Consider the following 22,160-nt stretch of genomic DNA (forward strand, 5'->3'; position numbering starts at 1 on the left):
CACCTGCATTAACAGACAAGTCGGGCACCCATCCGTTGGCCGAAAACCTCGATCGGGCTTAGGCTGACGGCACCTGTCCGGCAAGTCTGGCGTGGGAGGTTTGTCTGTGAGTGCTCCGACCCGTGTATCGCGAGCTACCGGCGATTCACTCCAAGCTCGAGCGCGGCCGTCCAACATCACGTGCAAGATTCTGATGGCCGTGACAGGACTGATCTTCGCCGCTTTCGTTCTCGTCCACATGATCGGAAACCTGAAGGTCTACACCGGTGCCGATCACTTCGACGACTACGCACACTGGCTACGAACGGTGTTCGAACCCTTCCTGCCCTACGAGGGACTTCTGTGGATTCTTCGCATCGTCTTGCTCGCGTCATTGGTCGCACACGTCTGGTGTGCCTGGCTGCTCACCGTCCGCGGACGCCGAGCTCGAGGAAAATTTCGACGGAAAGGTCTGGGAATCAAGTCCTTTACAGCGCGCACGATGCCCGTCACCGGAGCTGTGCTGCTGCTATTCGTCATTTTCCACATACTCGACCTCACGACCGGAACCCGACCCATCGGCAGCAGCGAGTACGAAGCGGCCACGCGCACACAGAGTTACGCATACGACAATCTGATTGCCAGCTTCGAGCGTCCGCTGGTGGCAGCGTTCTACATCGTCGCGATGGCTCTGCTGGCAATGCACCTCGCGCACGGACTCTGGAGCGCGGTCAACGATCTCGGCGTGACCGGCCAACGACTGCGCCAGATTGGCGTTGCACTCTCCGGAATCTTTGCGCTCGTCGTGATGGTCGGAAACATGTCGATCCCCATCGCGGTCATGACCGGCGCCATCTCGAAGACAGGAGCGTCATAAGTGAACAGCTTCGAACTCGACGATCTGCGCAGCATCGGGACACCGGTGGACGGTAAGGTCCCGGCCGGCGATCCGGCGACGGCCTGGCCCACTCGCAAACTCGACTACAAGCTCGTCAGCCCACTCAACCGGCGCAAGTTCACGGTCATCGTCGTCGGTACCGGCCTCGCCGGCGCGGCCTGCGCCGCCTCCCTCGGTGAACTGGGCTACCACGTCGAGTCCTTCACCTTCCACGATGCACCCCGCCGTGCACACAGCGTCGCCGCGCAAGGAGGCATCAACGCCGCTCGCGCTCGAAAAGTGGACAACGACAGTCTCGCCCGCTTCGTGAAGGACACGGTGAAGGGCGGTGATTTCCGGGGCCGTGAGGCCGACTGTTTCCGTCTCGCCGAAGAATCCGTACGCGTCATCGATCACATGAATGCCATCGGGGCACCGTTTGCTCGCGAGTACGGCGGCACTCTGGCCACCCGATCCTTCGGCGGCGTTCAGGTGTCGCGCACGTACTACACGCGCGGGCAGACAGGCCAGCAGTTGCAGATAGCGTCGTCGCAGGCACTGCAACGTCAGATCGCAGCCGGAACGGTCAACCTACACACCCGAACCGAGATGCTCGATCTCATCGTTTCGGACGGACGAGCACAAGGGATAGTCACACGCGATCTCGTGACCGGTGAGATCGGCGCCACCACAGGCCATGCCGTCGTACTGGCATCCGGCGGCTACGGCACCGTATTCCACAAGTCCACACTTGCGAAGAATTCCAACGCCACGGCCGCGTGGCGAGCGCACCGACGCGGCGCGCTGATTGCCTCACCATCGTTCATCCAATTCCATCCGACGGCACTTCCCGTCAACTCCGAGTGGCAGTCGAAAACCATTCTGATGAGCGAATCCCTGCGCAACGACGGCCGAATCTGGGTACCGGCCAAGCCCGGAGACGATCGTGAGCCCGGCGACATTCCCGAAAACGAACGCGACTACTACCTCGAGCGCAAATATCCGGCGTTCGGGAACCTCTCTCCCCGCGACGTCTCTTCACGGGCCGCCCGCGAGCAAATCGACTCCGGTCACGGCGTCGGCCCTCTGAAAAACAGTGTGTACCTGGATTTCCGCGATGCGTTGGCACGGCTCGGCCGCAAGACCATCGAGGAGCGATACGGAAATCTGTTCTCGATGTATCGCGACGCCACCAGCGAAGACCCCTATACGGTGCCGATGCGCATCGCCCCCGGAGCCCACTTCACCATGGGAGGACTGTGGAACGACTACGACCAGATGACCTCCATCCCCGGCTTGTTCGTCGGTGGTGAGGCAGGCTGGGGATACCACGGAGCCAACCGCCTCGGCGCCAATTCGTTGCTCTCGGCATGCGTCGACGGCTGGTTCACCCTCCCGTACGCGATTCCGAATTATCTTGCGCCGCTACTCGGATCCACTCCACTCGAACTGTCCGATCCCGCTGTGACGTCGACGCTCACTGACGTGAGGGGTCGGGTGGACCTGCTGCTCTCGGTCGGCGGAACACACGGCCCCGACAGGTTTCATCGACAACTGGGCGAGATCCTCTATGCGGGTTGCGGTGTCACCCGAACGACCGAGGGCTTGACCAAGGCGATCGCCGAAATCCGCGCACTGCGAACCGATTTCTGGTCGAACCTGCGAGTTGCCGGTAGCGGAAACCAGTTCAACCAGGAGTTGGAAAGGGCCGGCAGGGTAGCCGATTTCCTCGAGCTCGCCGAACTGATGTGCGTCGATGCTCTCGATCGTGACGAGTCCTGTGGAGCGCACTTTCGTGCCGAACATCAGACTCCCGACGGCGAAGCGCAGCGAAACGATCAGGACTGGTGCTTCGTCTCCGCGTGGGAAACCGCCCAGGACGGCAGACACGTTCGACACGACGAGCCGTTGTCCTTCACCGCTGTTCCACTGCAGACGAGGAACTACGTATGAAAATCACCGTGGACGTGTGGCGCCAATCCGGACCTGAGTCGTCCGGCGCATTCGACACCTACCAAATAGACGACGCGACGGTGGAGATGTCGCTGCTGGAGCTCCTCGACCGACTCAACGACCAACTCGTGGAGAGCGGCAACGAACCCATCGCCTTCGATTCCGACTGCCGAGAAGGGATCTGCGGGTCCTGCGGCATCACGGTCGACAATGTTCCCCATGGACCGGTTGCGAACACTCCCACGTGCCGTCAGCACCTGCGTAGCTTCTCCGACGGTGACCGAATCAAACTGGAGCCGTTCCGCTCCGCAGCCTTTCCAGTGGTCCGCGACCTCGTCGTCGATCGCTCTGCGCTCGACCGGGTGCTCGAAGCCGGTGGATACGTTTCGGTCAATGCAGGAACCGCGCCGGACGCAGACAGTCAGCCGCTCTCGCATCAAAGTGCCGAAGCTGCACTGGACTTCGCCGCGTGCATCGGCTGCGGCGCTTGCGTGGCAGCCTGCCCGAACGGTGCCGCGCACCTCTTCACCGGGTCCAAACTGACCCACCTGTCTCTCGTCACGCAGGGCCGCAACGAACGTGGCAAGCGGGCCCGAGCGATGTCGCACCAGATGGAGGCCGATTTCGGGCCGTGCTCGACCTACGGTGAATGTGCGCAGGTGTGTCCCGCGGAGATACCGCTGACCGCGATTGCCGCTGTCAACAAGGAATCGATGCGATTCGGATTGCGGCGCAAGGACAACTGATCGTCACCAGGCGCCGATCAGCTTCATCCACGCGCCGCCGATGATCGTCCAGATCAGGATGATCACGACGCTCATCACGAAACCGATTCGGAACCATTCCGAGGTCTTGATGTATCCGGAACCGTAGATCACTCCGGCCGGACCGGACGCGTAGTGCGAGATACCGCCGAACAGGCTGCCGATGAAGCCGAACACCAGGGCCGAGAACAGCGGCGGCGCACCGGTTGCCACCGCCGCGCCGAGAAACACCGCGTACATCGCGACGATCTGCGCGGTGTTCGACGCAAACAGATAGTGCGCATAGAAGTACACCAAGGTCAGGATCGCAAAAGCCCAGATCCACGGCAAACCGTCGACGCTCGAGGAGACCTGGGTTCCGATCCACGAGATCACGCCGAGTTCTTCGAGATGGCTTGCCATACCGACCAGAACGGCAAAGAACACGAGCGTCTGCCACGCCCCGGTGTCGTGGACCAGGTTGTTCCACGTCAGCACCTTGGTCACCAACAGGATGCCGATTCCGACGAATGCTGTTGTAGTGGCATTGACGTTGAGCTGCGAGCCCAGGCACCAGAGCACCAGCAGCAGAACGAAGGTGGCGGCCATGATCTTCTCGTTGCGGCTGATCGGACCTGCCTTGCGCAGTTCCTCCCTGGCTTGCTCGGGTGCTTTCGGAGTCTTCAACATCGTGGGCGGGAAGATCTTCGACATCACCCACGGGATCGCGATCAGACTCGCAATTCCCGGAACCGATGCTGCCAGCGCCCATTTGCCCCACGAGATGTCGATGCCGATCTTGGCAGCCGCATCGACGGCCACAGGGTTACCCGCCATGGCGGTGATGAACATCGCGGAGGTCACGACGTTGACTTGCAGCGACGTGAGCAGCAGATATGCTCCGAGCTTCTTGCGAGAGTCCTCGGGCTCGGGATTGGAGTCCTCCAACTTGCTCAGCGAGACGATGATCGGATAGACGACGCCACCCGCACGGGCGGTGTTCGACGGCGTCGCCGGAGCAAGTATCAAGTCCGTCAACGCCATTCCGTAGGACAATCCGAGACTCGACTTGCCGAGTTTGGTCACGAACATGAGCGCAACCCGTTTGCCGAGTCCAGTGACCAGAAAGCCCTCGGCAATGAAGAACGATGCGACAATCAGCCAGATCGTGGTGTTACTGAAGCCGGACAACGCTTCCGTCGGCGTCTCGGTCTGGGTGATCATGGCGATCGACAGGCCTACCAGCGCCACAGAACCCGTCGGCAGAGGCTGCAAGATCAACGCCACGATGGTGCCGACGAAGATTCCGAGCATGTGCATGCCCTTGGGATCCACACCGTCCGGAACAGGCATGAAATAGATGATCAAGCCGAGGACGACGGGCACCGCAGCCGGGTAGTACCACCTGAGCACTGATTGTTTCGACGGCTCCGCCGGCGGTGTCGTCTCAGAAAAAGACTCAGTGCTTTCGGATTTGGCCTCGGACATTTGCATCTCCTCGACTTGTCGCCCCAGGTGATCGCCCCAGATCATTGTCCCCCAAACATCAGGTTTTCGTGCGGTCAATCCAAGTTCGAGAGAAATTGCCCGGAAGTACAGTCGTCCTTACGAGGCGCTGTCTCGCACCGACGCTTCAGTGGGAGAATGCCCATCTCTCGCAAAAGATTGTGCCGATCGATCAACAGAGGCGCCGGCGTGCTGCACGCTTGAATCTCGGAGAGTTGTTCAACCTGCTTCTGCGAAAGGTATTCGTCGGCACGATGTTTGGGTCAGGACTGCGCGGATTGCCGATCTCGACCGGATCTTCGCGCGTGATGTGATCCAATTCCGAAGCATGTCAGCCGACAGACAGACCCACGAACCGAGAAGATTCGTATCGGGCCGACGACTGGTTGCGCCATCTATTGTCGGGAGTGTGACGGAATCCGACGCCCACGAGGACTCGACCGACTCCACTGAATCGGCAGTGGCCGATCACCCGAGGAAACGTCCACTGTGGCGTGAGATTCTGATCCTCGTTGTCGTCGCACTTGTCCTGAGTGTTGTCATTCAGAACTTCGTCGGACGCATCTTTCTGATCCCGTCGGAGTCCATGGAACCGACACTTCACGGATGCACCGGCTGCACGGGAGACAAGATCTTCGTCGACAGAATCAGCTATCGATTCGGGGATCCGCAACCTGGGGATGTGGTCGTGTTCAAGGGACCCGAGTCCTGGAACGACGAGTACAAATCCATTCGATCCGACAATTCGATTGTTCGCGCGTTTCAGGGACTCGGGTCCATCGTCGGCTTGGTCCCGCCGGACGAAAACGACCTCGTGAAGCGGGTAGTCGCGGTCGGTGGCCAAACCGTACAGTGTCTGTCCGAGGAAGAGGGGCTTCGGGTGAACGGCAAGCCGCTGACCGAGCCGTACATCGACAAGCGCATTCCGGGCAACGATACCTCTTGTCAAGGAAGGTATTTCGGGCCGGTCACGGTTCCCGACGGGAACCTGTGGGTGATGGGCGACAACCGCGCCCATTCGAAGGATTCACGTTTCCATCTCGATGACGAACACAGTGGAACGGTGCCGATCGACAATGTCATCGGCAAGGTTCAATTGATCGTCCTTCCCTTCTCACGGTGGGGAACTGTGAGCTCGTTCGATCCGCAGTGACAGATCGAATCAACCAGGCGGCCCGCATCTTCGGACGGCACAGTCGACATGGCTCCGCTTTCGGACGATCATCGAGCGCATCTGTTACCGAGGGTAGGAGAACCACATGCGCGCTCGACGCATCACCGCCAATCTCAAAGTCGCCGATGTCGGAACCGCCAAGAGCTTCTACTCCGACTTTCTCGGCCTGAGCACCGAAGAGTTCAACATGGGGTGGGTCGCTCGCTACACCTCTCCCGACACCGGCGCGAACGTACAGCTCGTCACGCACGACGCCACTGCAGCCGAGGACTCGGTCATCTCAGTCCACACGGACGACGTCGACGGCGCCTACGAAGAGGCCCGCAGGCTCGGCTACGAAATCGTGCACCCCATAACGACCGAAGAGTGGGGTGTTCGCCGATTCCTCGTCCGGGCACCCGATGGCAACGTCGTCAACATCGTGCGACACCGGGACTGAGCAGCGGAAAGAACCCCATTCGACGTTTTAGGTCATTTGACCTAGAGTTAGGTGCATGACCGATTCATTGCAGTATTCAGCCGACGGCCCGATCCTCGTGGCCGGCGGATACGGAACCGTGGGCAGCGCCCTGACAGCGTTGCTCGCCCCCGACTTCCCACTACTCCTCACCGGACGCACCCCCGAGCGAGGCGACGAACTGGCCGGCCGTCACGGCGCTTCCGTCCGCCGCTGGGACCTCCTCGACCCGACACCCTTCGACGCGTCCGTACGCGCGGTCGTGTCGACGGTCAACGATCCCCACGATCGTGTCCTGTCCGCCGCCGTCGAGGCCGGCATTCCGTACGTGGACATCACCCGCTGGACAACCCGCGTCGCTCGCGCCGCCACTCTGGCAGGTCAGAAGTCGCCGAGCGCACCGGTGTACCTGTCGTCCGGATGGATGGGCGGAGTCACCAATATCGTCGCCGCAGCGCTGGCCGAGGAACTGGGTGGCGCGAGCACGATCGACATCTCGATTCGCTACGACGTCAACGACATTGCCGGGCTGGACTCCGTCGACTTCATCGATCGGCTCGGGCAGGATTTCGAGGTGATGCAGCAAGGAAACCCGATCACCGTCAGCCCGTTGACGGATACACGCTGGGTCGACTTCCCCGAATCGCGCACCAAGGTCGGAAGAATCGACACTCCGGAACAATTCACGTTCCCCATGACCTTGGGCGCCGAAACTGCCAGCACTCGAATAGGTTTCAGTTCGAATGCATCCACAACTGCGCTGCTCGCCGCCAAGAAGGTGGGTCTGTTCCGTTGGGGTCGCGGCGACCGCTTCACACCGCTACGACGCGGACTCCTGTACTCGCCGGGCAAGGGCGGGAGCGCGCAAGTACGCATCGATGTCACCGGCCCGAGCGGCACGACAAGCGCGACAATCGTCGACCGGCAGGGCCAGGCTCACCTCACCGCGGTGGGCGGCGCGCTGGCCGTCAGACGAGCCTTGGCCGACGATGCCCGGCCTGGAGTCACTTTCCCCGAATCGCTTCCGAACCCTCGCCGCACCGTCTCCGAGTTGGAGAGCTTCGGGGTGGCAGTATTGCGACCATGACCCTCTCCAAGGGCGCCGCCCGTGCGGCAGCACTTCTCGACGCAGCAGAACAGGTCCTCACTACTCAGGGCAATGCCAACTCGGCAATGCGCGATTTCGCAGCCGCGGCCGGAGTGCGGGTAGGACATCTGCAGCACTACTACCCCACCCGTGCAGATCTGATACGCGCAGTGATGTCACGTGCATTGACCCGCTCACTGGATCGCCTTGCCGTCGTCCCCGATACGGATCAGAGCCTTTCCCGCGAGGAATCCGAACACTTCATCGGAGTCCTGCTCGGAGAACAGGACGACCAGGCCACGGTGCGTCTGTACGTCGAAGTATGGGCCATTGCAGCGGCGGACCAAGAAGTCGCGGTCGTGCTTCGAGACTTCTACGCCCAGTACATCGCACACGTAGAGCGCGCAGTCGCGTGTGCACAACCGGAGCTGGATGCGACTGAACTTGGCGCGACAGCGCAGACCATCGTGAGCCTGCTCGAGGGTTCCGCAATTCTCCGATCGGGAATCACCGGCCGAAAGTCCGAGGCTTCGGACCGCAAGCTCGTGGACACACTGCAGTACCTGATTCACGGGTCCTGACTCGGACGTATCGTAAAGCCCATGAGCGTTGCAAACGAATGGAGCCGAATCGAAGCGTGGTGCCGTACACACGCACCGGTGACGGCTGCAGCGTTTCAACCAGGACTCGGTGACGCCGTTATCGAGGAATTCGAAGCCTCGACCGGCGTCACGTGGCCCCAGGAACTTCGCGACCTGTATCGGGTCCACAACGGCAGCCTGACCCACGACGACCGGACCGGCCTCTTTCTCGGCAGCGTGCTCCCGGACAAATTCTTCTACCCCATCGACGTCGCAACAGAAGTTCGTCTCACTCTGCTCGAAACGTGGGATGAGACGATCTACGAGAATCCAGACCTCTACGCCGAGGACGAGATGGATCGACACGATCAACGCGACGCAGGCACTGCCGCAACCATGTTCATCCCCTCGTTCGTTCCCTTCGCCGGACTGGACGAGTACCACTACTTCGTGGACACCCGCAGCGGCGCACTCCACCATTGTGTGACCGAGTATGCCTCGGACGCCACTGACAACGGCGGTCCGATCTGGGCGTCCATCTCGGTAATGCTGGCCGCCCATGCCGTAGCGCTGGAAACAGGATCAACGATCGGAGTGTGGAAACCCGTTGTCAGCAAGGGTGTTCTGGAATGGGAAGTCGACGCATGACACCCAAGCAGGATCCGACCCGTCGCACCCTCGCCGACGGGCGTCAGATCTTCTACTTCGACGATGCCGGCAGTGCCCGCGCCCACTCTGCGCGAGATTCCCGCGAATTGCCGGCTCTCGACCACTCGTCTCGGATGAGATTCGACGTTCTCACCGGGGAGTGGATCACCATGGCTTCGCATCGCATGACACGGACACATCTCCCCTCCGCCGCCGAATGTCCATTGTGCCCGACCGACGAAACACGCACGCCCACAGAGATACCCGACGGAGACTACGACGTCGCGGTGTTCGAGAATCGGTTTCCGAGCTTTGCCGCGGCGCCCGAGGAAGCCATTGACAGTCCCGGAGACGGTGTGGGCGATCGCCCAGCGGCCGGCCACTGCGAAGTGATGTGCTTCTCGAGCGATCACACGGCGGCCGTCGCCAAGCTTCCACTCGAACGCATGCGCACGATTGTGGGTGCCTGGATTTCTCGGACCGAAGAGTTGTCGGCGGATCCGCTTGTGGAACAAGTGTTCTGCTTCGAGAACCGCGGCGAAGAAATCGGGGTGACACTCACCCATCCACACGGACAGATCTACGCATACCCGTATGTCACGCCACGCACCCGATCGATGCTGACGCAGGCGCACAAACACTTCGAGCGCACCGGTCGCTCACTACTCGCCGATGTTCTGGCGTTCGAGCGCGAGGACAAGGCCCGGTTGATCTACGACGGCGATCACTGGAGCGCCTACGTCCCGACCGCCGCACGATGGCCCATCGAGATTCACCTGGCACCGCACCGAGACGTCCCGGACCTTCCCTCGCTGAACGACCAAGAGCGCGAAGAGCTTGCGGTCGTCTACCAAGATCTACTACGCCGTATCGATCGCTTCTATCCGGGCGTCGACCGGGTACCGTACATCGCGGCCTGGCACCAAGCTCCCGTCCGCATCAACCGACCTCTGGGCCGACTGCATCTTCAGCTGTTCTCGATCTTGCGCGCACCGGGCAAACTCAAATACCTCGCCGGGTCCGAGTCCGCCATGGGCGCCTGGGTGAACGACACCGTTCCCGAGGCAGTCGCGGCCCGCCTACGGGAGTTGAAATAGTGGATACGGTCTCGAACAATTCTGTGCTCCAACAGTTTCACGCCACCTACGGCTATCCGGCAACCGGAGTGTGGGCGGCACCCGGTCGAGTCAACCTGATCGGTGAACACACGGACTACAACGGTGGATTGTGCCTACCGGTCGCTCTTGAGCAGCGAACACTGGTTGCCGTCGCACTGCGCAGCGACGGGGTCGTCCGCGTGCACAGTCGGCAATCCGCCGAGACGTACACCGGGCCCGTCGGCGACATCGCCACAGGGTGGGCCGCCTACCCCACAGCCGTTCTGTGGTCTCTTGCGCGCAGAGGCCTCCCGACCGAAGGAATCGATCTTGCCGTCGACTCGTCGGTACCGGTCGGGGCCGGGCTGTCGAGCTCCGCTGCCCTCACCTGTTCGGTTGCGTTGGCCGTCAACGAACTTCATGATTCACCTTTCGCCCGCGATGAGCTGGTACAGGTGTGCATCCAGGCCGAGAACGACGGCGTCGGCGCACCGACCGGAGGGATGGATCAAACCATTGCCCTCTTTGCTCAGCCCTCGACCGCGCTCCTGCTGGACTGCCAGGACGGATCCACCGAACCAATACCTTTCGAACTCCACGGTGCAGGTTACGAACTGATCGTCATCGACACCCGGGTCAAACACTCACTCGCAGACGGACAGTACGGAATGCGGCGCTCTCAATGCGTCGCTGCAGCAGCAGCTCTCGGCGTCGGCAGCTTGCGAGAGGCTACAGCAGCCCAGGCCGAGACAGTGCGAGACCCGATCCTCCGGGCGCGGGTACGGCACGTCGTGACCGAGATCGAGAGGACGCGGAAGACCGCAGAACTTCTGCGCAGCAACAGATTCAGTGACGTCGGCGAGCTGTTCGACAACTCGCACGCCTCGTTGCGCGACGACTTCGAGGTCTCGTGCGATGAACTCGACGTCGCCGTTGCCGCAGCACGACGCGGCGGCGCGATCGGTGCGCGGATGACCGGCGGCGGATTCGGAGGCTCAGCCATCGCGCTGGTTCCGGAAGGAAGCGGAGCGGAGGTCATCGCGTCGGTGAGCCGCGACTTTGCGGCGCGAGGTTGGCGAGCACCACACTTTCTCGGCGTCGTTGCCGGGGGTTCGGCCGCCCGTCTCTGAGCGAACGGCACGTTCAGCGCACTGGAGGCGCCGAACGTACCGTTCGCCCTGGTTGGGACACCTCGAGATCCCCCTCACATAAATAGTCATCTCAGATGCGAATTATGTAGGTTCAGATCATGCAACTGACGCAGTTCACCGATCTGGGATTGCGCGTCGTCATGCGGTTGGCCGTACTCGACGCGGATGCCTCCCCCAGTACCCGGGATGTTGCGCAGCAGCTCAACGTGTCGTACTCCCATGCCACCAAGGTGGTTACACGGCTCGGTGAGCTCGGCATCGTGACAACCAGGCGCGGCCGCGGCGGTGGGCTTTCCATCACCGAACTCGGCCGCACCGCCACCATCGGCTGGCTGGCCAGACGCCTCGAAGGCCCGGGTGAAGTCGTCGACTGCGAAGGCGACAAACCGTGCCCATTGCGCGGAGGTTGCCTCCTTCGAAGTGCGTTGCGCGAAGCACAGGAAGCGTTTTTCGTTTCACTCGACGCGGTCACGATCGAAGACGTCATCCGGCAGCCGTCCAAAACTGTCCTGCTACGCCTCACCACCCGGAGCGACGAAGCAGGCTGATCAATCGAATTTCGACCGAACGGAGCAGCTCATGCTTTCCCCACAGTCAACCGAGGTCATTCGCGCCACCCTTCCCGTGGTCGGCGCTGCCATCGGCGATATCACAACCCTGTTCTACCGCAAGATGTTCGACGCACATCCTGAACTCGAACGTGATTTGTTCAATCGCGGCAATCAGAAACAGGGCGAACAGCAGAAGGCTCTCGCCGGTGCCATCGCGGCATTCGCGACGCTTCAGCTCGAGCCGGACAGCGCCAAGGTCGATCTCATACTCTCACGCATCGCGCACAAGCATGCGTCGCTGGGAATCACGCCCGACCAGTACGCAATCGTGCACGAACACCTCTTTGCCGCGATCGTCGAAATACTCGGCGATGCAGTCACTCCCGACGTCGCGGCAGCCTGGGACGAGGTCTACTGGCTGATGGCGGAAACCCTCATCACGATGGAGCGTGGCCTCTACCAACTCGCCGGCGTCGACGCCGGTGACGTCTGGCGCACGGTAAGGATCAGCGAACGAGTTCTTCAGTCCGCCGACACCGTCTCACTGACGCTCACCTCGCTCGACGGTAGCGCACTCCCCACCTTCGCTCCCGGACAGTACCTTTCGGTCGGGGTTACGCTGCCCGACGGCGCCCGCCAGATCCGCCAATACAGCCTGTGTTCGATACCGAGCAGCGCAGACTGGCGGATCAGCGTCAAGCGAATCTCCGGAACTCCCGATGGCGAAGTGTCGAACTTCCTCTACAACAACGTATTCGAAGGTCAAGAACTCTCCGTCACCACACCTTTCGGCGATCTCACCATGCCGGACGACAACTCACCGCTCCTGCTCGCGTCGGCCGGAATCGGTTGCACACCGATGATCGGGATGCTCAATCATCTCGTGGACACCGGTGCTGACCGTTCGGTATCTGTCATCCATGCGGATCGATCCATTGCGGATCACGCGCACCGCGCAGAACTCAGCACACTCGTCGACCAGATTCCCGCCGCAACCCTGCACCGTTGGTACGAGGATCTCGGCACGCACGTTGCGTTCGGATCGGTTCACGAAGGACGGGCGGATTTGCAAGGTATTGCAGTGGAGCCCGATACCCAAGCCTTCCTTTGCGGGCCGATGCCGTTCATGTTGGCGATGCGCGCATCGTTGCTCGAAAGGGACGTCCCGGCACAGAATATCCACTACGAGGTCTTCGGGCCCGACAGCTGGGCCAACACCTGAGCGGACCACTGCCTGCGAACTGGACCTTGGCGCGCGACTGCAAACCCTTGTGTACTCGACGAAACATACGCATCGAGTAGTGGGAGACCGATATGATCACGTCAGCGTCGATGACGGGAGTCGCGCTGATCGCCCTGGCGATGGTTCTGACACCGGGCCCCAACATGATCTATCTGGTGTCCCGCAGCATCAGCCAGGGCCGCCGGGCGGGTTTGATCTCGCTCGGCGGAGTCGCAACCGGTTTCCTGGTCTACCTCGCCGCCACGTGTGCAGGGCTGACGGCGGTTCTCTTCGCCGTACCAACGGTGTTCACCGCGGTGAAAATCGGTGGTGCCCTGTACCTGGCCTATCTCGCCTGGTCGACACTCCGACCAGGTGGGAAGTCCGCTTTCGAGGTGGGCGAGGTCGACCGCCACGGTAGCGGCCGTCTGTTCGGGATGGGGTTGACCACCAATCTGCTCAATCCCAAGATTGCGCTGATGTACGCGGCCCTGATCCCCCAGTTCGTCGATCCCACTGCGGGTCCGGTCTGGCAACAGGCACTCGTACTCGGCGGCGTGCAGATCCTGGTCGCAGTCACCGTCAACGCGTTGATCGTGTGCTGTGCGGCAGCCGTGTCGACCTTCCTCATGGCGCGTCCGGTGTGGATGCGGGCTCAGAAATGGCTAGCTGGTGGCATTCTCGGAATCTTCGCCACCCGCATGGCCCTGGAGTAGTTTCAGTCCTTCGGACGTTGGTCGATCAGACGACGCGCTTTGCCGATCGAGCGTTCGAGTCCGCCGGGTTCGAGAACGCTCACCTCGACCGTGACACCGATCTTGTTCTTCACCAGCTTCTGCAACGCCGAAGACGCTGCCGCATGATCGGAAATTGCCGCGTCAGGGCGAGCCTCGACGCGCACTGTCAGAGTATCCATCCGGCCCGGACGCTCCAGCACACACTGGAATTGGGGTGCCAGGGCGGGGACGGTCAGGATCAGCTCTTCGATCTGTGTGGGGAACAGATTGACCCCACGCAGGATGATCATGTCGTCGGTCCGGCCGGTGACCTTCTGCATCCGACGCATCGAGCGCGCCGTACCGGGCAACAGACGGGTCAGGTCCCTGGTTCGGTAGCGAATGATGGGCAGCGCTTCCTTGGTGAGAGAGGTGAAAACCAGCTCACCTTCTTCACCGTCCGGCAGCACTTCGCCCGTGACCGGATCGATGATCTCCGGGTAGAAGTGGTCTTCCCAGATATGGAGCCCGTCTTTGGTTTCCACACATTCCATTGCCACACCCGGGCCCATGATCTCGGAGAGTCCGTAGATGTCGACCGCATGCATGTCGAGTTGCTGTTCCAGCTCGGTACGCATCTGTTCGGTCCACGGCTCCGCTCCGAAAACTCCCACCCTCAGTGAGGTCTTCGAGGGATCGATGCCTTTCTTGATCATCGCATCCACGATGGTCAACATGTACGACGGAGTCACCATGATGGCGTCGGGCTCGAAGTCCTCGATCAGTTGAATCTGCCGCTCGGTCATGCCACCGGACATGGGAATGACCGTGCAGCCCAAGCGCTCCGCACCGTAGTGTGCTCCCAATCCACCGGTGAACAGACCGTACCCGTAAGCCACGTGAACCTTGTCCGAAGACCGCACGCCGCCGGCCGAGAGACTGCGCGCGATGAGATCGGCCCAGTTGTTCAGGTCGTTGCTCGTGTACCCCACCACCGTCGGGCGACCGGTGGTCCCCGAAGACGCGTGAATTCGCGAGACCCGGTCCTGGGGCACCGCAAACATCTTGAACGGATAGTTCTCACGTAGATCCGCTTTGGTGGTGAAGGGAAACTTCGCGAGATCGCTCAGATCCTTCAAGTCGCTCGGGTGGACGCCGGCGTCGTCGAAAGCTTTGCGGTAGTGCGGAACATTGGTGTACGCGTGCATCAGGGACCATTGCATCCGCTCGAGTTGGAGCGTCGAAATGCGGTCCCGACTGGCAAATTCGATTTCTTGCGAAGTAGCAGTGACGAGTTCGGTCATGATTGTCTCCGGTGGGCTCAGTGAGGGCGCTGTGCGGGCGGTCAGGCGTCGAAATCGACTGTTATCTGTTCACCGACAGGGAAGGTCTGGCAGGTCAGTACGAAACCCGCGTCGACTTCGTAGTCTTCGAGTGCGTAGTTCCTGCGCATCTCGACGTCACCGCAGGTGACCTTGGCGCGACACGTTCCACAGACCCCGCCCTTGCACGCGAAGGGCAGATCCGATCGGTACTGTTCCGCTGCATCGAGAATCGACTGGTCTCGCGGAAGTGTCGCGGTGGTCGATCGACCGTCGAGAGTAATAGTCACCTCGCTGCTCGGTCCGACAATTCCGCGCTCACGATGCACTGCAACCGGCGGAGCGACGTCGTCGACGTAGAACAGCTCGTGATGGATGCGATCCTTGGCAATTCCCAAGCCGGCCAGTACTTCCTGGGCGTCGTTGACCATCCCGAACGGACCACACAACCAGAAGCCGTCGACCTGGTCGCACGGAACGAGAGAGGTGAAGATCTCACGCAACCGGTCGGCGTCGAGACGGCCCGAGAACAACTCGACCTCGCGCGGCTCGCGAGAGAGAACATGAATAACGTCCAGGCGTGCACCGTACCGGTCCTTCAGGTCGGCGATTTCTTCGGCAAACATGACCGAACGGGTGCGCCTGTTCCCGTACAGCAGGGTGACATCGGCCTCGGGGTTCACCAGCAGTGTTGCAGCGATGGACAACATGGGCGTGATTCCGGAGCCCGCCGCGATCAGAACGTGCCGTCCACCCAATGCCGGATCGGCGACAAAATTGCCAGATGGGCCCTGGACGTCGATTCGATCCCCGGCCTTGACGTCTCGCACCAACCAGGAGGAGAAGAGTCCGTCTGCCACTTCGCGAACCCCCACCCGTGGAGACGCCCCTACCGGTGCACAGATCGAGTAGGAGCGACGGTGTTCGACGCCGTCGATCATCCGCCGCAGTGTCAGTGACTGCCCGGCGCCGAAGTCGAATTGATCGGCGATATCGGCAGGCACGTCGAAGGTGACGGCAACTGCGTCGTCGCACAGTGATTCGACACCGGCGACCGTCAACGGGTGAAATGGTTTGTTCCGGTTCGTCGTTGCGGTACTCATCTGTTCAGATCTCCTTCACGTGATCGAACGGCTCGAGGCAGTCGAGGCAGCGATAGAGCGCTTTGCACAGGGTCGCACCGAATTCCGAACTCAGTCTGGTGTTTGCCGAACCGCACTGGGGGCACAGGATGTCGCGCGGCTTGGCCGTCAAGGTCAAGGCGATCGGGCCGGAGGTGCGACGCGGCGCGGCCCCCGGCACCGAGTACCCGGCCGTCCGAAGTTTCGCGAGCCCCTCTTCGCTGATCCAATCCGAACTCCAAGGCGGCGACAGTTGAGTCTTGATCTGGACGCTGCCGTACCCCGCGTCGGTCAGCTTGTGCTCGATGTCGTCTCGCATCGTCGCCATCGCCGGACACCCGGAATAGGTGGGAGTGATTGTCACACAGACCAAGTTCGCTTCGACGTCGACCGATCGGATGACGCCGAGATCGGCCAAGGTCAACAGTGGCATCTCCGGATCCATCACCGAGGCGACGATCTCCTGCGCCGAAGAGACAGTAGCGGAAGAGACGGTAGCGGCAGTCACGGTCACCACACCCCTTCCGGATGCTCTCGTGCAACGCTCTGCATTTCGGCGAGAAGTAGCCCCAGTGCCCCGGTGTGCAGTCCGGCACGCCCGCCGCGGCCGCCGACGAAACCGGAGAAACGCGAAGGGGGCTCTTCCATTTCGGCTGCATGGAGTACCTGGGCAAGAACAGCGTCGAACTCCGGCAGAACAGTACGCGGATCCACTCCGACGCCAACTTCTGCCAAAACGAGTTCGTCCTGAGTGGGAACAAAGAGTTCGTCCACGAACGGGAAGATCTCGAGCAAGGCGTCGGCCGTCCGACGCTTGGATTCTGCCGTGCCGGCGCCCAAGGTGACGACCCATCTTGCCGCGTAGTCGCGGTGATAGGTCAGTTCCTTGACACCTTTGTTCGCCACAGCTGCGAGAACCGGATCGCGCGACATGCGCAGCCGATCGAACAGCGCCAGCCGCCAGGTCGAGAACACGAGTAGCCGAACGACCGTGTGCGCGAAGTCGCCGTTGGCGAGTTCCACCAGTCTCACGTTGCGGAAACCGAACTGATCGCGAAAGAAGGCAAGCGCATCTTCGGCCGGCACCGGTGACGTATCGGAGATGAACGGAACCACAGTGGAATCGGCTGCTGCCGCGCGAGCCAGCAGCAGCCTGGCCTGCCCGATCAAGTCCAGGCCGACGTTGGCGAGAGCTACCTCTTCTTCGAGTTCCGGTGCCCGCGTCGACCATTCGGCGAGGCGCTGCGAACTGACGAGCGCGTCGTCGCCGAGCATGAGGCAGTAGCGCGCCAGCGCACCGAGATCGACGTCATCCGGCACCGTGGTGTCGACTCCGGCGAGGGGGTCGTCGAAGCTGGTTCCGAACGCCCACTGACCGTGGCCGTCGCCGTCGACCAGGCCGTCGTAGGCACTGTCGTGATCGTTCATCTGTTGGTCCTCGAAGTCGAAGTGATTCTCACATGTGCGGAACGGAGTCCGGGATGTCGTAGAAAGTCGGGTGCCGGTAGACCTTGTCGCCGCTCGGCGCGAAGAACGGATCCTTTTCTGCCGGACTCGAAGCCACGATTTTCGCGGATGGCACGACCCAGATACTCACGCCTTCGTTACGTCTGGTGTAGACGTCGCGCGCGTGGCGTAACGCCATCTGGTCGTCTGCCGCGCGCAGGGATCCGACGTGCACGTGGTTCAGTCCGCGCTTTCCCCTCAGAAATACCTCGTACAAAGGCCATTCGCCCCGCACCTGATCGCCCTGTACCTGATCGTTCTCGCTCATGATGTTTCCCCAGTCGTGCGATCGTGCGCGAGTCTCTCGCGCTGTGCAAAGGCGTACGCGGCGTCGCGAACCCAGGCCCCGTTGTCGTGTGCGGCTTTCCGATTGGTGATCCGCTCGACGCTCGCCGCTCCGTTGCCGCGGACCACGTCCATGAATTCGCTCCAGTCCGGCTCGCCGAAATCGTGTGCGCCACGCTCGGGGTTCCAGCGCAGGTCGGGATCAGGGAAGGTCACACCGAGTATCTCGGCCTGCGGTATCGACATGTCCACGAATCGTTGCCGCAGTTCGTCGTTCGTGTGCCGCTTGATGCGCCACTTCATCGACTGCTCGGTGTTCGGCGATTCGTCGTCCGGCGGTCCGAACATCATCAGAGCGGGCCACCACCATCGGTCGACGGCTTCCTGCACCATTGCCCGTTGAGCTTCCGTGCCGCGCATCATCGTCGCCAACAGCTCGAAGCCTTGCCGCTGATGGAACGATTCCTCCTTGCACACACGGATCATCGCGCGCGCATACGGCCCGAAGGAGCTGCGGCACAGCGGAACCTGATTGCAGATGGCAGCTCCGTCGACCAGCCAGCCGATCACACCCACGTCGGCGTATGTCAGCGTCGGATAGTTGAAGATCGAGGAGTACTTCTGCTTTCCCTCGATCAGCTTGGTGGTCAGATCGCCACGATCGGCACCGAGCGTCTCGGCCGCGGAGTAGAGATACAGACCGTGCCCGGCTTCGTCCTGGACCTTCGCCATCAGGATCGCCTTGCGTCGCAACGAAGGCGCACGGGTGAGCCAGTTTCCCTCGGGCTGCATTCCGATGATCTCGGAATGCGCATGCTGGGCGACCTGGCGGATCAGAGTCTTGCGGTAGCCGTCCGGCATCCAGTCGCGAGGCTCGATGCGCTGGTCTGCCGCGATCGTCTCGTCGAACAGGTTCTGCAGGTCTTGTGGAGCTTCCACGTTGGTCATCGTACCTACCTTTTATTACCGAATGATCGGTTGGTAACTAGTATGCACCGAGGTGTCCCAGCACACAAGAGAATCTTTCGCCGCACCAGAAATCAGCGGCCCTCGAAAACCGGCTTCTGCTTCGACAGGAAAGCCGTGACTGCGCCTCGATGATCTGCCGTGGAACCCAGCTCCACCTGTGCGTTCGCCTCGGCCGCCAGCGTCTGGGAAAGCCCAGGAGCAACGGCACGGATCAGCGATTTCACGTGGGCGAAGGCCGCGGTGGGTCCGTCGGCAAGCCGACGCGCGAGTACCCGAGCCTCAGCTGCGACGTCCTCGTCGGCCACCACGCGATGAACCAAGCCCCACTCCAGCGCGCTCTGCGCGTCGAACTTGTCGCCGAGCAACATCAGGCCACTGGCGCGGCTAGGTCCGAGCGCGTGCACGAGCGCATGACTGAGCCCGGAGTCACTGGCCAGACCGATGCCGGTGAATGCCGTCGCAAAGCTCGCGCGAGCCCCCACGACACGGATGTCTCCGGCCAACGCGATTCCCAACCCGGCCCCGACGCAGGCTCCGCCGATACCCACCACCACCGGGACAGAGAGCGTCGACAGCGCCGTGACGATGGGGTTGTAGTGCGCCTCGACGGTATCCATCGCGTGCGCAGGATCAGCATCCAACGCTGCGGCGTGCTCGCCCAGATCCTGACCGACGCAGAAGTTCTTGCCTTCGGCGAGAATCAACACCGCTCGAACCTCTGCGTCCGCGTGGACCTGCAGCAACGCTTCGAGCAGCTGAGACTTCATTTCGCCGTTGACGGCATTGGCGGCCTTGGGTCGGTCGAGAGTGATTGTCGCCAAACCTCGCTCGATCTCCAAGCGAGTCACGTCAGTCATCGATGTTCCTTTCGCAGGCAGTTCGGTTCAGCTCCATGTGTGAAAACCCTGTCCCGTCTTGCGCCCCAACTCGCCGCGAGCCACCTTCTCTCGCAGCAGTGCTGGAGGTGCAAATCGATCACCGAGCGTGCTCGCGAGGTGTTCGGCGATCGCCAGGCGCACATCCAACCCGACCAGATCTGTCGAACGCAGCGGGCCCATCGGATGCCGATACCCCAATTCCATTGCTCGGTCGATCGATTCCGCGTCCGCCACACCCTCTTCGAGCATGCGGATGGCTTCGAGCCCGAGACCGACACCAAGCCGGCTGGTTGCAAAACCAGGTGAGTCGTTGACGAGCACCTCGGCTTTGCCGAGCATCGACACCCATGCGCGTACCGAGTCGACAACCTCGGGGCGGGTCTGAGGCGCCCGGACGATCTCGACCAACAGCGACGCCGGGACTGGATTGAAGAAGTGCATACCGATGAACCGGCCCGGATCCGTCAGCGCTGCGCCGAGCTCGGCGATCGACATGGAACTGGTGTTGCTGGCGATCACGGTGCTTTCTCCGGCAACGGTTTCCGCAGCGGCGAGCACCTCGACCTTGAGGGCCGCAATTTCCGGGACCGCCTCGACGATCAGGTCGAGCGACGGTGGCAACGAGGTCACTGCGTCCACGGTGCTCACGCGCGCCAGCACCGTCGCGGGGTCCTGGTCGTCGAGTTTCCCTCGCTCGTGGGCTCTGTCGAGGCCGGCGGAAACACGCTGCAACGCGGCCGCGGTGTCGCCACTCTCCGCGATGGTGACCGCCCCGCCGAGACTGGCGAACACCTGGGCGATACCCGCACCCATGCGTCCACAGCCGATGACTCCGACGGTCTTCGGTGCAACTGCTTCAGTCATGATTTCTTCTCCAGGAAGGCCGTCATGCGATCGCGCTTGTCCGAACTCTCGAACAGGACGGCTTGGGCGATGTCGTCGGCAAACGGATGCGATCCCGGCGCATCGACGATGATCTTGGTCAATCGCAGTGCCAGCGGGGACAGTCGGGAAATGCGGTCGAGCAGCCGATGCGCTGCGTCGACGTGGCAGTTCGGTTCGGTTACCTCGACAACCAGGCCCGCTCGTAGCGCCTGCTCGGCGTCGAGGTTTCTGGCACCGAGGAGCACCTGCTTCGCGATCGAGACGCCGACGAGCTTCGGCAATCGATAGCTGGCGCCGGCGGCTGCCATTATGCCGAGATTGGGCTCCGGATTCCCGAAGACCGCCGTCGTTGTCGCGATGCGAATGTCGCAGGCGTAGGTCAACTCTGCCCCACCGCCGAGCGCGTAGCCGCTCACGGCGGCCACGGTGGGAAGCGGGAGCTTTCCGATTCGGTCGAACAGCGTGCGGTTGATACCCGCGAACGCTTCCTCTCGTCCGCGCTCTCGGAGCTCCGCGATGTCAGCGCCGCCTGCGAAGTGGTCGCCGCGCCCCGCAAGCAGGAGCAGCTTCGGATCCCGTTCGAGGCGTCCACAAACCTGATGCAGTTCGTCGATCATTTCCGCGTTGATCGCATTGCGTTGCGCGGGCCTGTCGAGGGTGACCACGACGCGATCCTCGCGCTCGTCCACGTGCAGGGTGTTCACATTCGCTCCTTCTCGCTCTCTTACAGTAATAACCGAACATTCGGTCGTTTGGCAAGAGTGAAAACGCGGTTGGTGCACAGCTTTGCCCGAACTGAGAAGATGGGGGCATGACTACGGCACGCCCCACTCGACGCACCGGCCTCCCCGGACGTCCCGGCTACGACCTCGATTCGCTCTTAGCCGTGGCTGTAAAGGTGTTCAACGACAAGGGCTACGACGGCGCCAGCATGGAGGTGCTCGCCAAGAAACTCGGCATCACGAAGTCCTCGATCTACCACCACGTGTCCGGCAAGTCGGAACTTCTCGAACTCGCACTTTCGCGTGCCCTCAACGCCCTGTTTGCGGTCACGACCGAAGAAGGCGCCACCACCGGTCCGTACATCGACCGGCTCGAATACCTGGTCCGGCGCAGCGTAGAGGTGCTGGTCGCAGAGCTTCCGTACGTCACCCTGCTCCTGCGCGTCCGCGGCAACACGACGGTCGAGCGCGCCGCGCTAGCTCGTCGACGCGAATTCGACAACTTCGTCGGAGGTCTCGTCGCGTCCGCCGCAGCGGAGGGAGACTTGCGCCCGGACATCGAACCAGCCCTCGCCAGCAAGCTGATGTTCGGCACCGTCAACTCACTGATCGAGTGGTACAAACCCCGAGCGGGTGAGTCCGTCTCCGACATCGCCGACGCGGTCGTCGCCGTCACTTTCGACGGACTTCGCAAGGCCTGACTCCAGGCAGTTCTGCCGAATCCTTGACA

24 protein-coding genes are annotated in these 22,160 nt (G+C 61.9%); 14 read left to right on the forward strand and 10 right to left on the reverse strand.

Going from position 1 to position 22,160, the window contains the following annotated elements; genetic code table 11:
• Positions 1 to 106 precede the first annotated feature (106 nt).
• Genes ATN38_RS09840 through ATN38_RS09850 form a run of 3 tightly spaced genes read left to right on the forward strand, consistent with a single transcriptional unit; the run spans position 107 to position 3,555 of the window.
• The gene (locus ATN38_RS09840) at positions 107 to 856 is read left to right on the forward strand and encodes a succinate dehydrogenase cytochrome b subunit (RefSeq protein WP_007730765.1); all 750 of its coding nucleotides are present in this window, start codon (positions 107 to 109) and stop codon (positions 854 to 856) included.
• Entirely contained in the window at positions 857 to 2,809 is a 1,953-nt protein-coding gene (locus tag ATN38_RS09845; RefSeq protein WP_116057752.1) for a fumarate reductase/succinate dehydrogenase flavoprotein subunit, read from the forward strand.
• A complete protein-coding gene (locus ATN38_RS09850) occupies positions 2,806 to 3,555 on the forward strand; it encodes a succinate dehydrogenase/fumarate reductase iron-sulfur subunit (protein WP_003943253.1) in 750 nt (249 codons plus the stop codon). Before ATN38_RS09845 ends, ATN38_RS09850 begins: the two co-directional genes overlap by 4 nt.
• Positions 3,556 to 3,558: 3 nt before the next feature.
• Here the strand turns inward: ATN38_RS09850 and ATN38_RS09855 are convergent, their stop codons facing one another.
• The gene (locus ATN38_RS09855; RefSeq protein WP_218747888.1) at positions 3,559 to 5,040 is read right to left on the reverse strand and encodes an anion permease; all 1,482 of its coding nucleotides are present in this window, start codon (positions 5,038 to 5,040) and stop codon (positions 3,559 to 3,561) included.
• Between the two features lie 427 nt (positions 5,041 to 5,467).
• Here ATN38_RS09855 and lepB point away from each other — a divergent pair, with 427 nt between their 5' ends.
• The 10 genes from lepB (at position 5,468) to ATN38_RS09905 (ending at position 13,742) form a co-directional block, all read left to right on the forward strand.
• Complete coding sequence (gene lepB, locus ATN38_RS09860) at positions 5,468 to 6,211, forward strand: signal peptidase I (protein ID WP_054781019.1); 744 nt, start codon at positions 5,468 to 5,470, stop codon at positions 6,209 to 6,211.
• Positions 6,212 to 6,317: 106 nt separating this feature from the next.
• The gene (locus tag ATN38_RS09865) at positions 6,318 to 6,671 is read left to right on the forward strand and encodes a glyoxalase superfamily protein (protein WP_003942961.1); all 354 of its coding nucleotides are present in this window, start codon (positions 6,318 to 6,320) and stop codon (positions 6,669 to 6,671) included.
• Between the two features lie 55 nt (positions 6,672 to 6,726).
• Complete coding sequence (locus ATN38_RS09870; RefSeq protein WP_218747890.1) at positions 6,727 to 7,776, forward strand: saccharopine dehydrogenase family protein; 1,050 nt, start codon at positions 6,727 to 6,729, stop codon at positions 7,774 to 7,776.
• Positions 7,773 to 8,357, forward strand: a complete 585-nt coding sequence (locus tag ATN38_RS09875; protein WP_007730752.1) for a TetR/AcrR family transcriptional regulator — start codon at positions 7,773 to 7,775, stop codon at positions 8,355 to 8,357. The genes ATN38_RS09870 and ATN38_RS09875 overlap by 4 nt, the downstream gene beginning before the upstream one ends.
• Before the next feature lie 21 nt (positions 8,358 to 8,378).
• Entirely contained in the window at positions 8,379 to 9,005 is a 627-nt protein-coding gene (locus tag ATN38_RS09880) for an SMI1/KNR4 family protein (RefSeq protein ID WP_042446400.1), read from the forward strand.
• On the forward strand, positions 9,002 to 10,102 hold the full coding sequence (galT, locus tag ATN38_RS09885) for a galactose-1-phosphate uridylyltransferase (RefSeq protein ID WP_116057750.1): 1,101 nt from the start codon (positions 9,002 to 9,004) through the stop codon (positions 10,100 to 10,102). Before ATN38_RS09880 ends, galT begins: the two co-directional genes overlap by 4 nt.
• A complete protein-coding gene (gene galK / locus ATN38_RS09890; protein ID WP_116057749.1) occupies positions 10,102 to 11,232 on the forward strand; it encodes a galactokinase in 1,131 nt (376 codons plus the stop codon). Before galT ends, galK begins: the two co-directional genes overlap by 1 nt.
• A 119-nt stretch (positions 11,233 to 11,351) precedes the next feature.
• Positions 11,352 to 11,801 carry an Rrf2 family transcriptional regulator gene (locus ATN38_RS09895; protein ID WP_003943059.1) on the forward strand — a complete coding sequence of 150 codons (450 nt, stop codon included), beginning with the start codon at positions 11,352 to 11,354 and terminating at the stop codon, positions 11,799 to 11,801.
• A gap of 31 nt (positions 11,802 to 11,832) precedes the next feature.
• Positions 11,833 to 13,026 (forward strand): globin domain-containing protein, encoded by a 1,194-nt coding sequence (locus ATN38_RS09900; RefSeq protein ID WP_064075004.1) that lies wholly within the window; start codon positions 11,833 to 11,835, stop codon positions 13,024 to 13,026.
• 92 nt (positions 13,027 to 13,118) lie between these two features.
• Positions 13,119 to 13,742 (forward strand): LysE family translocator, encoded by a 624-nt coding sequence (locus ATN38_RS09905; protein WP_042446415.1) that lies wholly within the window; start codon positions 13,119 to 13,121, stop codon positions 13,740 to 13,742.
• 2 nt (positions 13,743 to 13,744) lie between these two features.
• On the opposite strand, the gene paaK is transcribed toward ATN38_RS09905, so the two are convergent.
• The 9 genes from paaK to ATN38_RS09950 form a co-directional block, all read right to left on the reverse strand.
• Positions 13,745 to 15,046 (reverse strand): phenylacetate--CoA ligase PaaK, encoded by a 1,302-nt coding sequence (gene paaK / locus ATN38_RS09910; RefSeq protein WP_007730627.1) that lies wholly within the window; start codon positions 15,044 to 15,046, stop codon positions 13,745 to 13,747.
• Between the two features lie 41 nt (positions 15,047 to 15,087).
• Positions 15,088 to 16,167, reverse strand: coding sequence for a 1,2-phenylacetyl-CoA epoxidase subunit PaaE (gene paaE / locus ATN38_RS09915; protein ID WP_064687859.1), 1,080 nt, complete (start codon positions 16,165 to 16,167; stop codon positions 15,088 to 15,090).
• A gap of 4 nt (positions 16,168 to 16,171) precedes the next feature.
• Positions 16,172 to 16,630, reverse strand: a complete 459-nt coding sequence (paaD, locus tag ATN38_RS09920) for a 1,2-phenylacetyl-CoA epoxidase subunit PaaD (protein WP_047269445.1) — start codon at positions 16,628 to 16,630, stop codon at positions 16,172 to 16,174.
• A 65-nt stretch (positions 16,631 to 16,695) separates the two neighbouring features.
• Positions 16,696 to 17,613, reverse strand: a complete 918-nt coding sequence (gene paaC / locus ATN38_RS09925) for a 1,2-phenylacetyl-CoA epoxidase subunit PaaC (protein WP_064687860.1) — start codon at positions 17,611 to 17,613, stop codon at positions 16,696 to 16,698.
• 28 nt (positions 17,614 to 17,641) lie between these two features.
• On the reverse strand, positions 17,642 to 17,959 hold the full coding sequence (gene paaB / locus ATN38_RS09930; protein ID WP_020909477.1) for a 1,2-phenylacetyl-CoA epoxidase subunit PaaB: 318 nt from the start codon (positions 17,957 to 17,959) through the stop codon (positions 17,642 to 17,644).
• Entirely contained in the window at positions 17,956 to 18,924 is a 969-nt protein-coding gene (gene paaA, locus ATN38_RS09935) for a 1,2-phenylacetyl-CoA epoxidase subunit PaaA (RefSeq protein WP_007730621.1), read from the reverse strand. Before paaA ends, paaB begins: the two co-directional genes overlap by 4 nt.
• Positions 18,925 to 19,016: 92 nt before the next feature.
• Complete coding sequence (locus ATN38_RS09940) at positions 19,017 to 19,802, reverse strand: enoyl-CoA hydratase/isomerase family protein (RefSeq protein ID WP_218747892.1); 786 nt, start codon at positions 19,800 to 19,802, stop codon at positions 19,017 to 19,019.
• Positions 19,803 to 19,829: 27 nt separating this feature from the next.
• Positions 19,830 to 20,687 carry a 3-hydroxyacyl-CoA dehydrogenase family protein gene (locus tag ATN38_RS09945; protein ID WP_218747894.1) on the reverse strand — a complete coding sequence of 286 codons (858 nt, stop codon included), beginning with the start codon at positions 20,685 to 20,687 and terminating at the stop codon, positions 19,830 to 19,832.
• Positions 20,684 to 21,412, reverse strand: a complete 729-nt coding sequence (locus tag ATN38_RS09950; protein WP_007730615.1) for an enoyl-CoA hydratase/isomerase family protein — start codon at positions 21,410 to 21,412, stop codon at positions 20,684 to 20,686. The genes ATN38_RS09945 and ATN38_RS09950 overlap by 4 nt, the downstream gene beginning before the upstream one ends.
• A 107-nt stretch (positions 21,413 to 21,519) precedes the next feature.
• On the opposite strand from ATN38_RS09950, the gene ATN38_RS09955 reads away from it, so the two are divergent.
• Positions 21,520 to 22,131 (forward strand): TetR/AcrR family transcriptional regulator, encoded by a 612-nt coding sequence (locus tag ATN38_RS09955; protein ID WP_007730612.1) that lies wholly within the window; start codon positions 21,520 to 21,522, stop codon positions 22,129 to 22,131.
• Positions 22,132 to 22,160 lie beyond the last annotated feature (29 nt).

The sequence above is a fragment of the Rhodococcus sp. FH8 genome (assembly GCF_019266085.1).
Taxonomy (GTDB): Bacteria; Actinomycetota; Actinomycetes; order Mycobacteriales; family Mycobacteriaceae; genus Rhodococcus_F; species Rhodococcus_F qingshengii.

Excerpts from the sequence above, each read along its gene's own strand:
- paaD (WP_047269445.1), bottom strand. The coding sequence starts at position 16,630 with ATGGATCCGGAGATGCCACTGTTGACCTTGGCCGATCTCGGCGTCATC.
- paaC (WP_064687860.1), bottom strand. The coding sequence starts at position 17,613 with ATGAACGATCACGACAGTGCCTACGACGGCCTGGTCGACGGCGACGGC.
- ATN38_RS09895 (WP_003943059.1), top strand. The coding sequence starts at position 11,352 with ATGCAACTGACGCAGTTCACCGATCTGGGATTGCGCGTCGTCATGCGG.
- ATN38_RS09945 (WP_218747894.1), bottom strand. The coding sequence starts at position 20,687 with ATGACTGAAGCAGTTGCACCGAAGACCGTCGGAGTCATCGGCTGTGGA.
- ATN38_RS09875 (WP_007730752.1), top strand. The coding sequence starts at position 7,773 with ATGACCCTCTCCAAGGGCGCCGCCCGTGCGGCAGCACTTCTCGACGCA.
- ATN38_RS09850 (WP_003943253.1), top strand. The coding sequence starts at position 2,806 with ATGAAAATCACCGTGGACGTGTGGCGCCAATCCGGACCTGAGTCGTCC.
- ATN38_RS09865 (WP_003942961.1), top strand. The coding sequence starts at position 6,318 with ATGCGCGCTCGACGCATCACCGCCAATCTCAAAGTCGCCGATGTCGGA.
- ATN38_RS09940 (WP_218747892.1), bottom strand. The coding sequence starts at position 19,802 with ATGACTGACGTGACTCGCTTGGAGATCGAGCGAGGTTTGGCGACAATC.
- galT (WP_116057750.1), top strand. The coding sequence starts at position 9,002 with ATGACACCCAAGCAGGATCCGACCCGTCGCACCCTCGCCGACGGGCGT.
- paaE (WP_064687859.1), bottom strand. The coding sequence starts at position 16,167 with ATGAGTACCGCAACGACGAACCGGAACAAACCATTTCACCCGTTGACG.
- ATN38_RS09955 (WP_007730612.1), top strand. The coding sequence starts at position 21,520 with ATGACTACGGCACGCCCCACTCGACGCACCGGCCTCCCCGGACGTCCC.
- paaK (WP_007730627.1), bottom strand. The coding sequence starts at position 15,046 with ATGACCGAACTCGTCACTGCTACTTCGCAAGAAATCGAATTTGCCAGT.
- ATN38_RS09900 (WP_064075004.1), top strand. The coding sequence starts at position 11,833 with ATGCTTTCCCCACAGTCAACCGAGGTCATTCGCGCCACCCTTCCCGTG.
- paaA (WP_007730621.1), bottom strand. The coding sequence starts at position 18,924 with ATGACCAACGTGGAAGCTCCACAAGACCTGCAGAACCTGTTCGACGAG.
- ATN38_RS09855 (WP_218747888.1), bottom strand. The coding sequence starts at position 5,040 with ATGTCCGAGGCCAAATCCGAAAGCACTGAGTCTTTTTCTGAGACGACA.
- ATN38_RS09905 (WP_042446415.1), top strand. The coding sequence starts at position 13,119 with ATGATCACGTCAGCGTCGATGACGGGAGTCGCGCTGATCGCCCTGGCG.
- ATN38_RS09870 (WP_218747890.1), top strand. The coding sequence starts at position 6,727 with ATGACCGATTCATTGCAGTATTCAGCCGACGGCCCGATCCTCGTGGCC.
- ATN38_RS09880 (WP_042446400.1), top strand. The coding sequence starts at position 8,379 with ATGAGCGTTGCAAACGAATGGAGCCGAATCGAAGCGTGGTGCCGTACA.
- paaB (WP_020909477.1), bottom strand. The coding sequence starts at position 17,959 with ATGAGCGAGAACGATCAGGTACAGGGCGATCAGGTGCGGGGCGAATGG.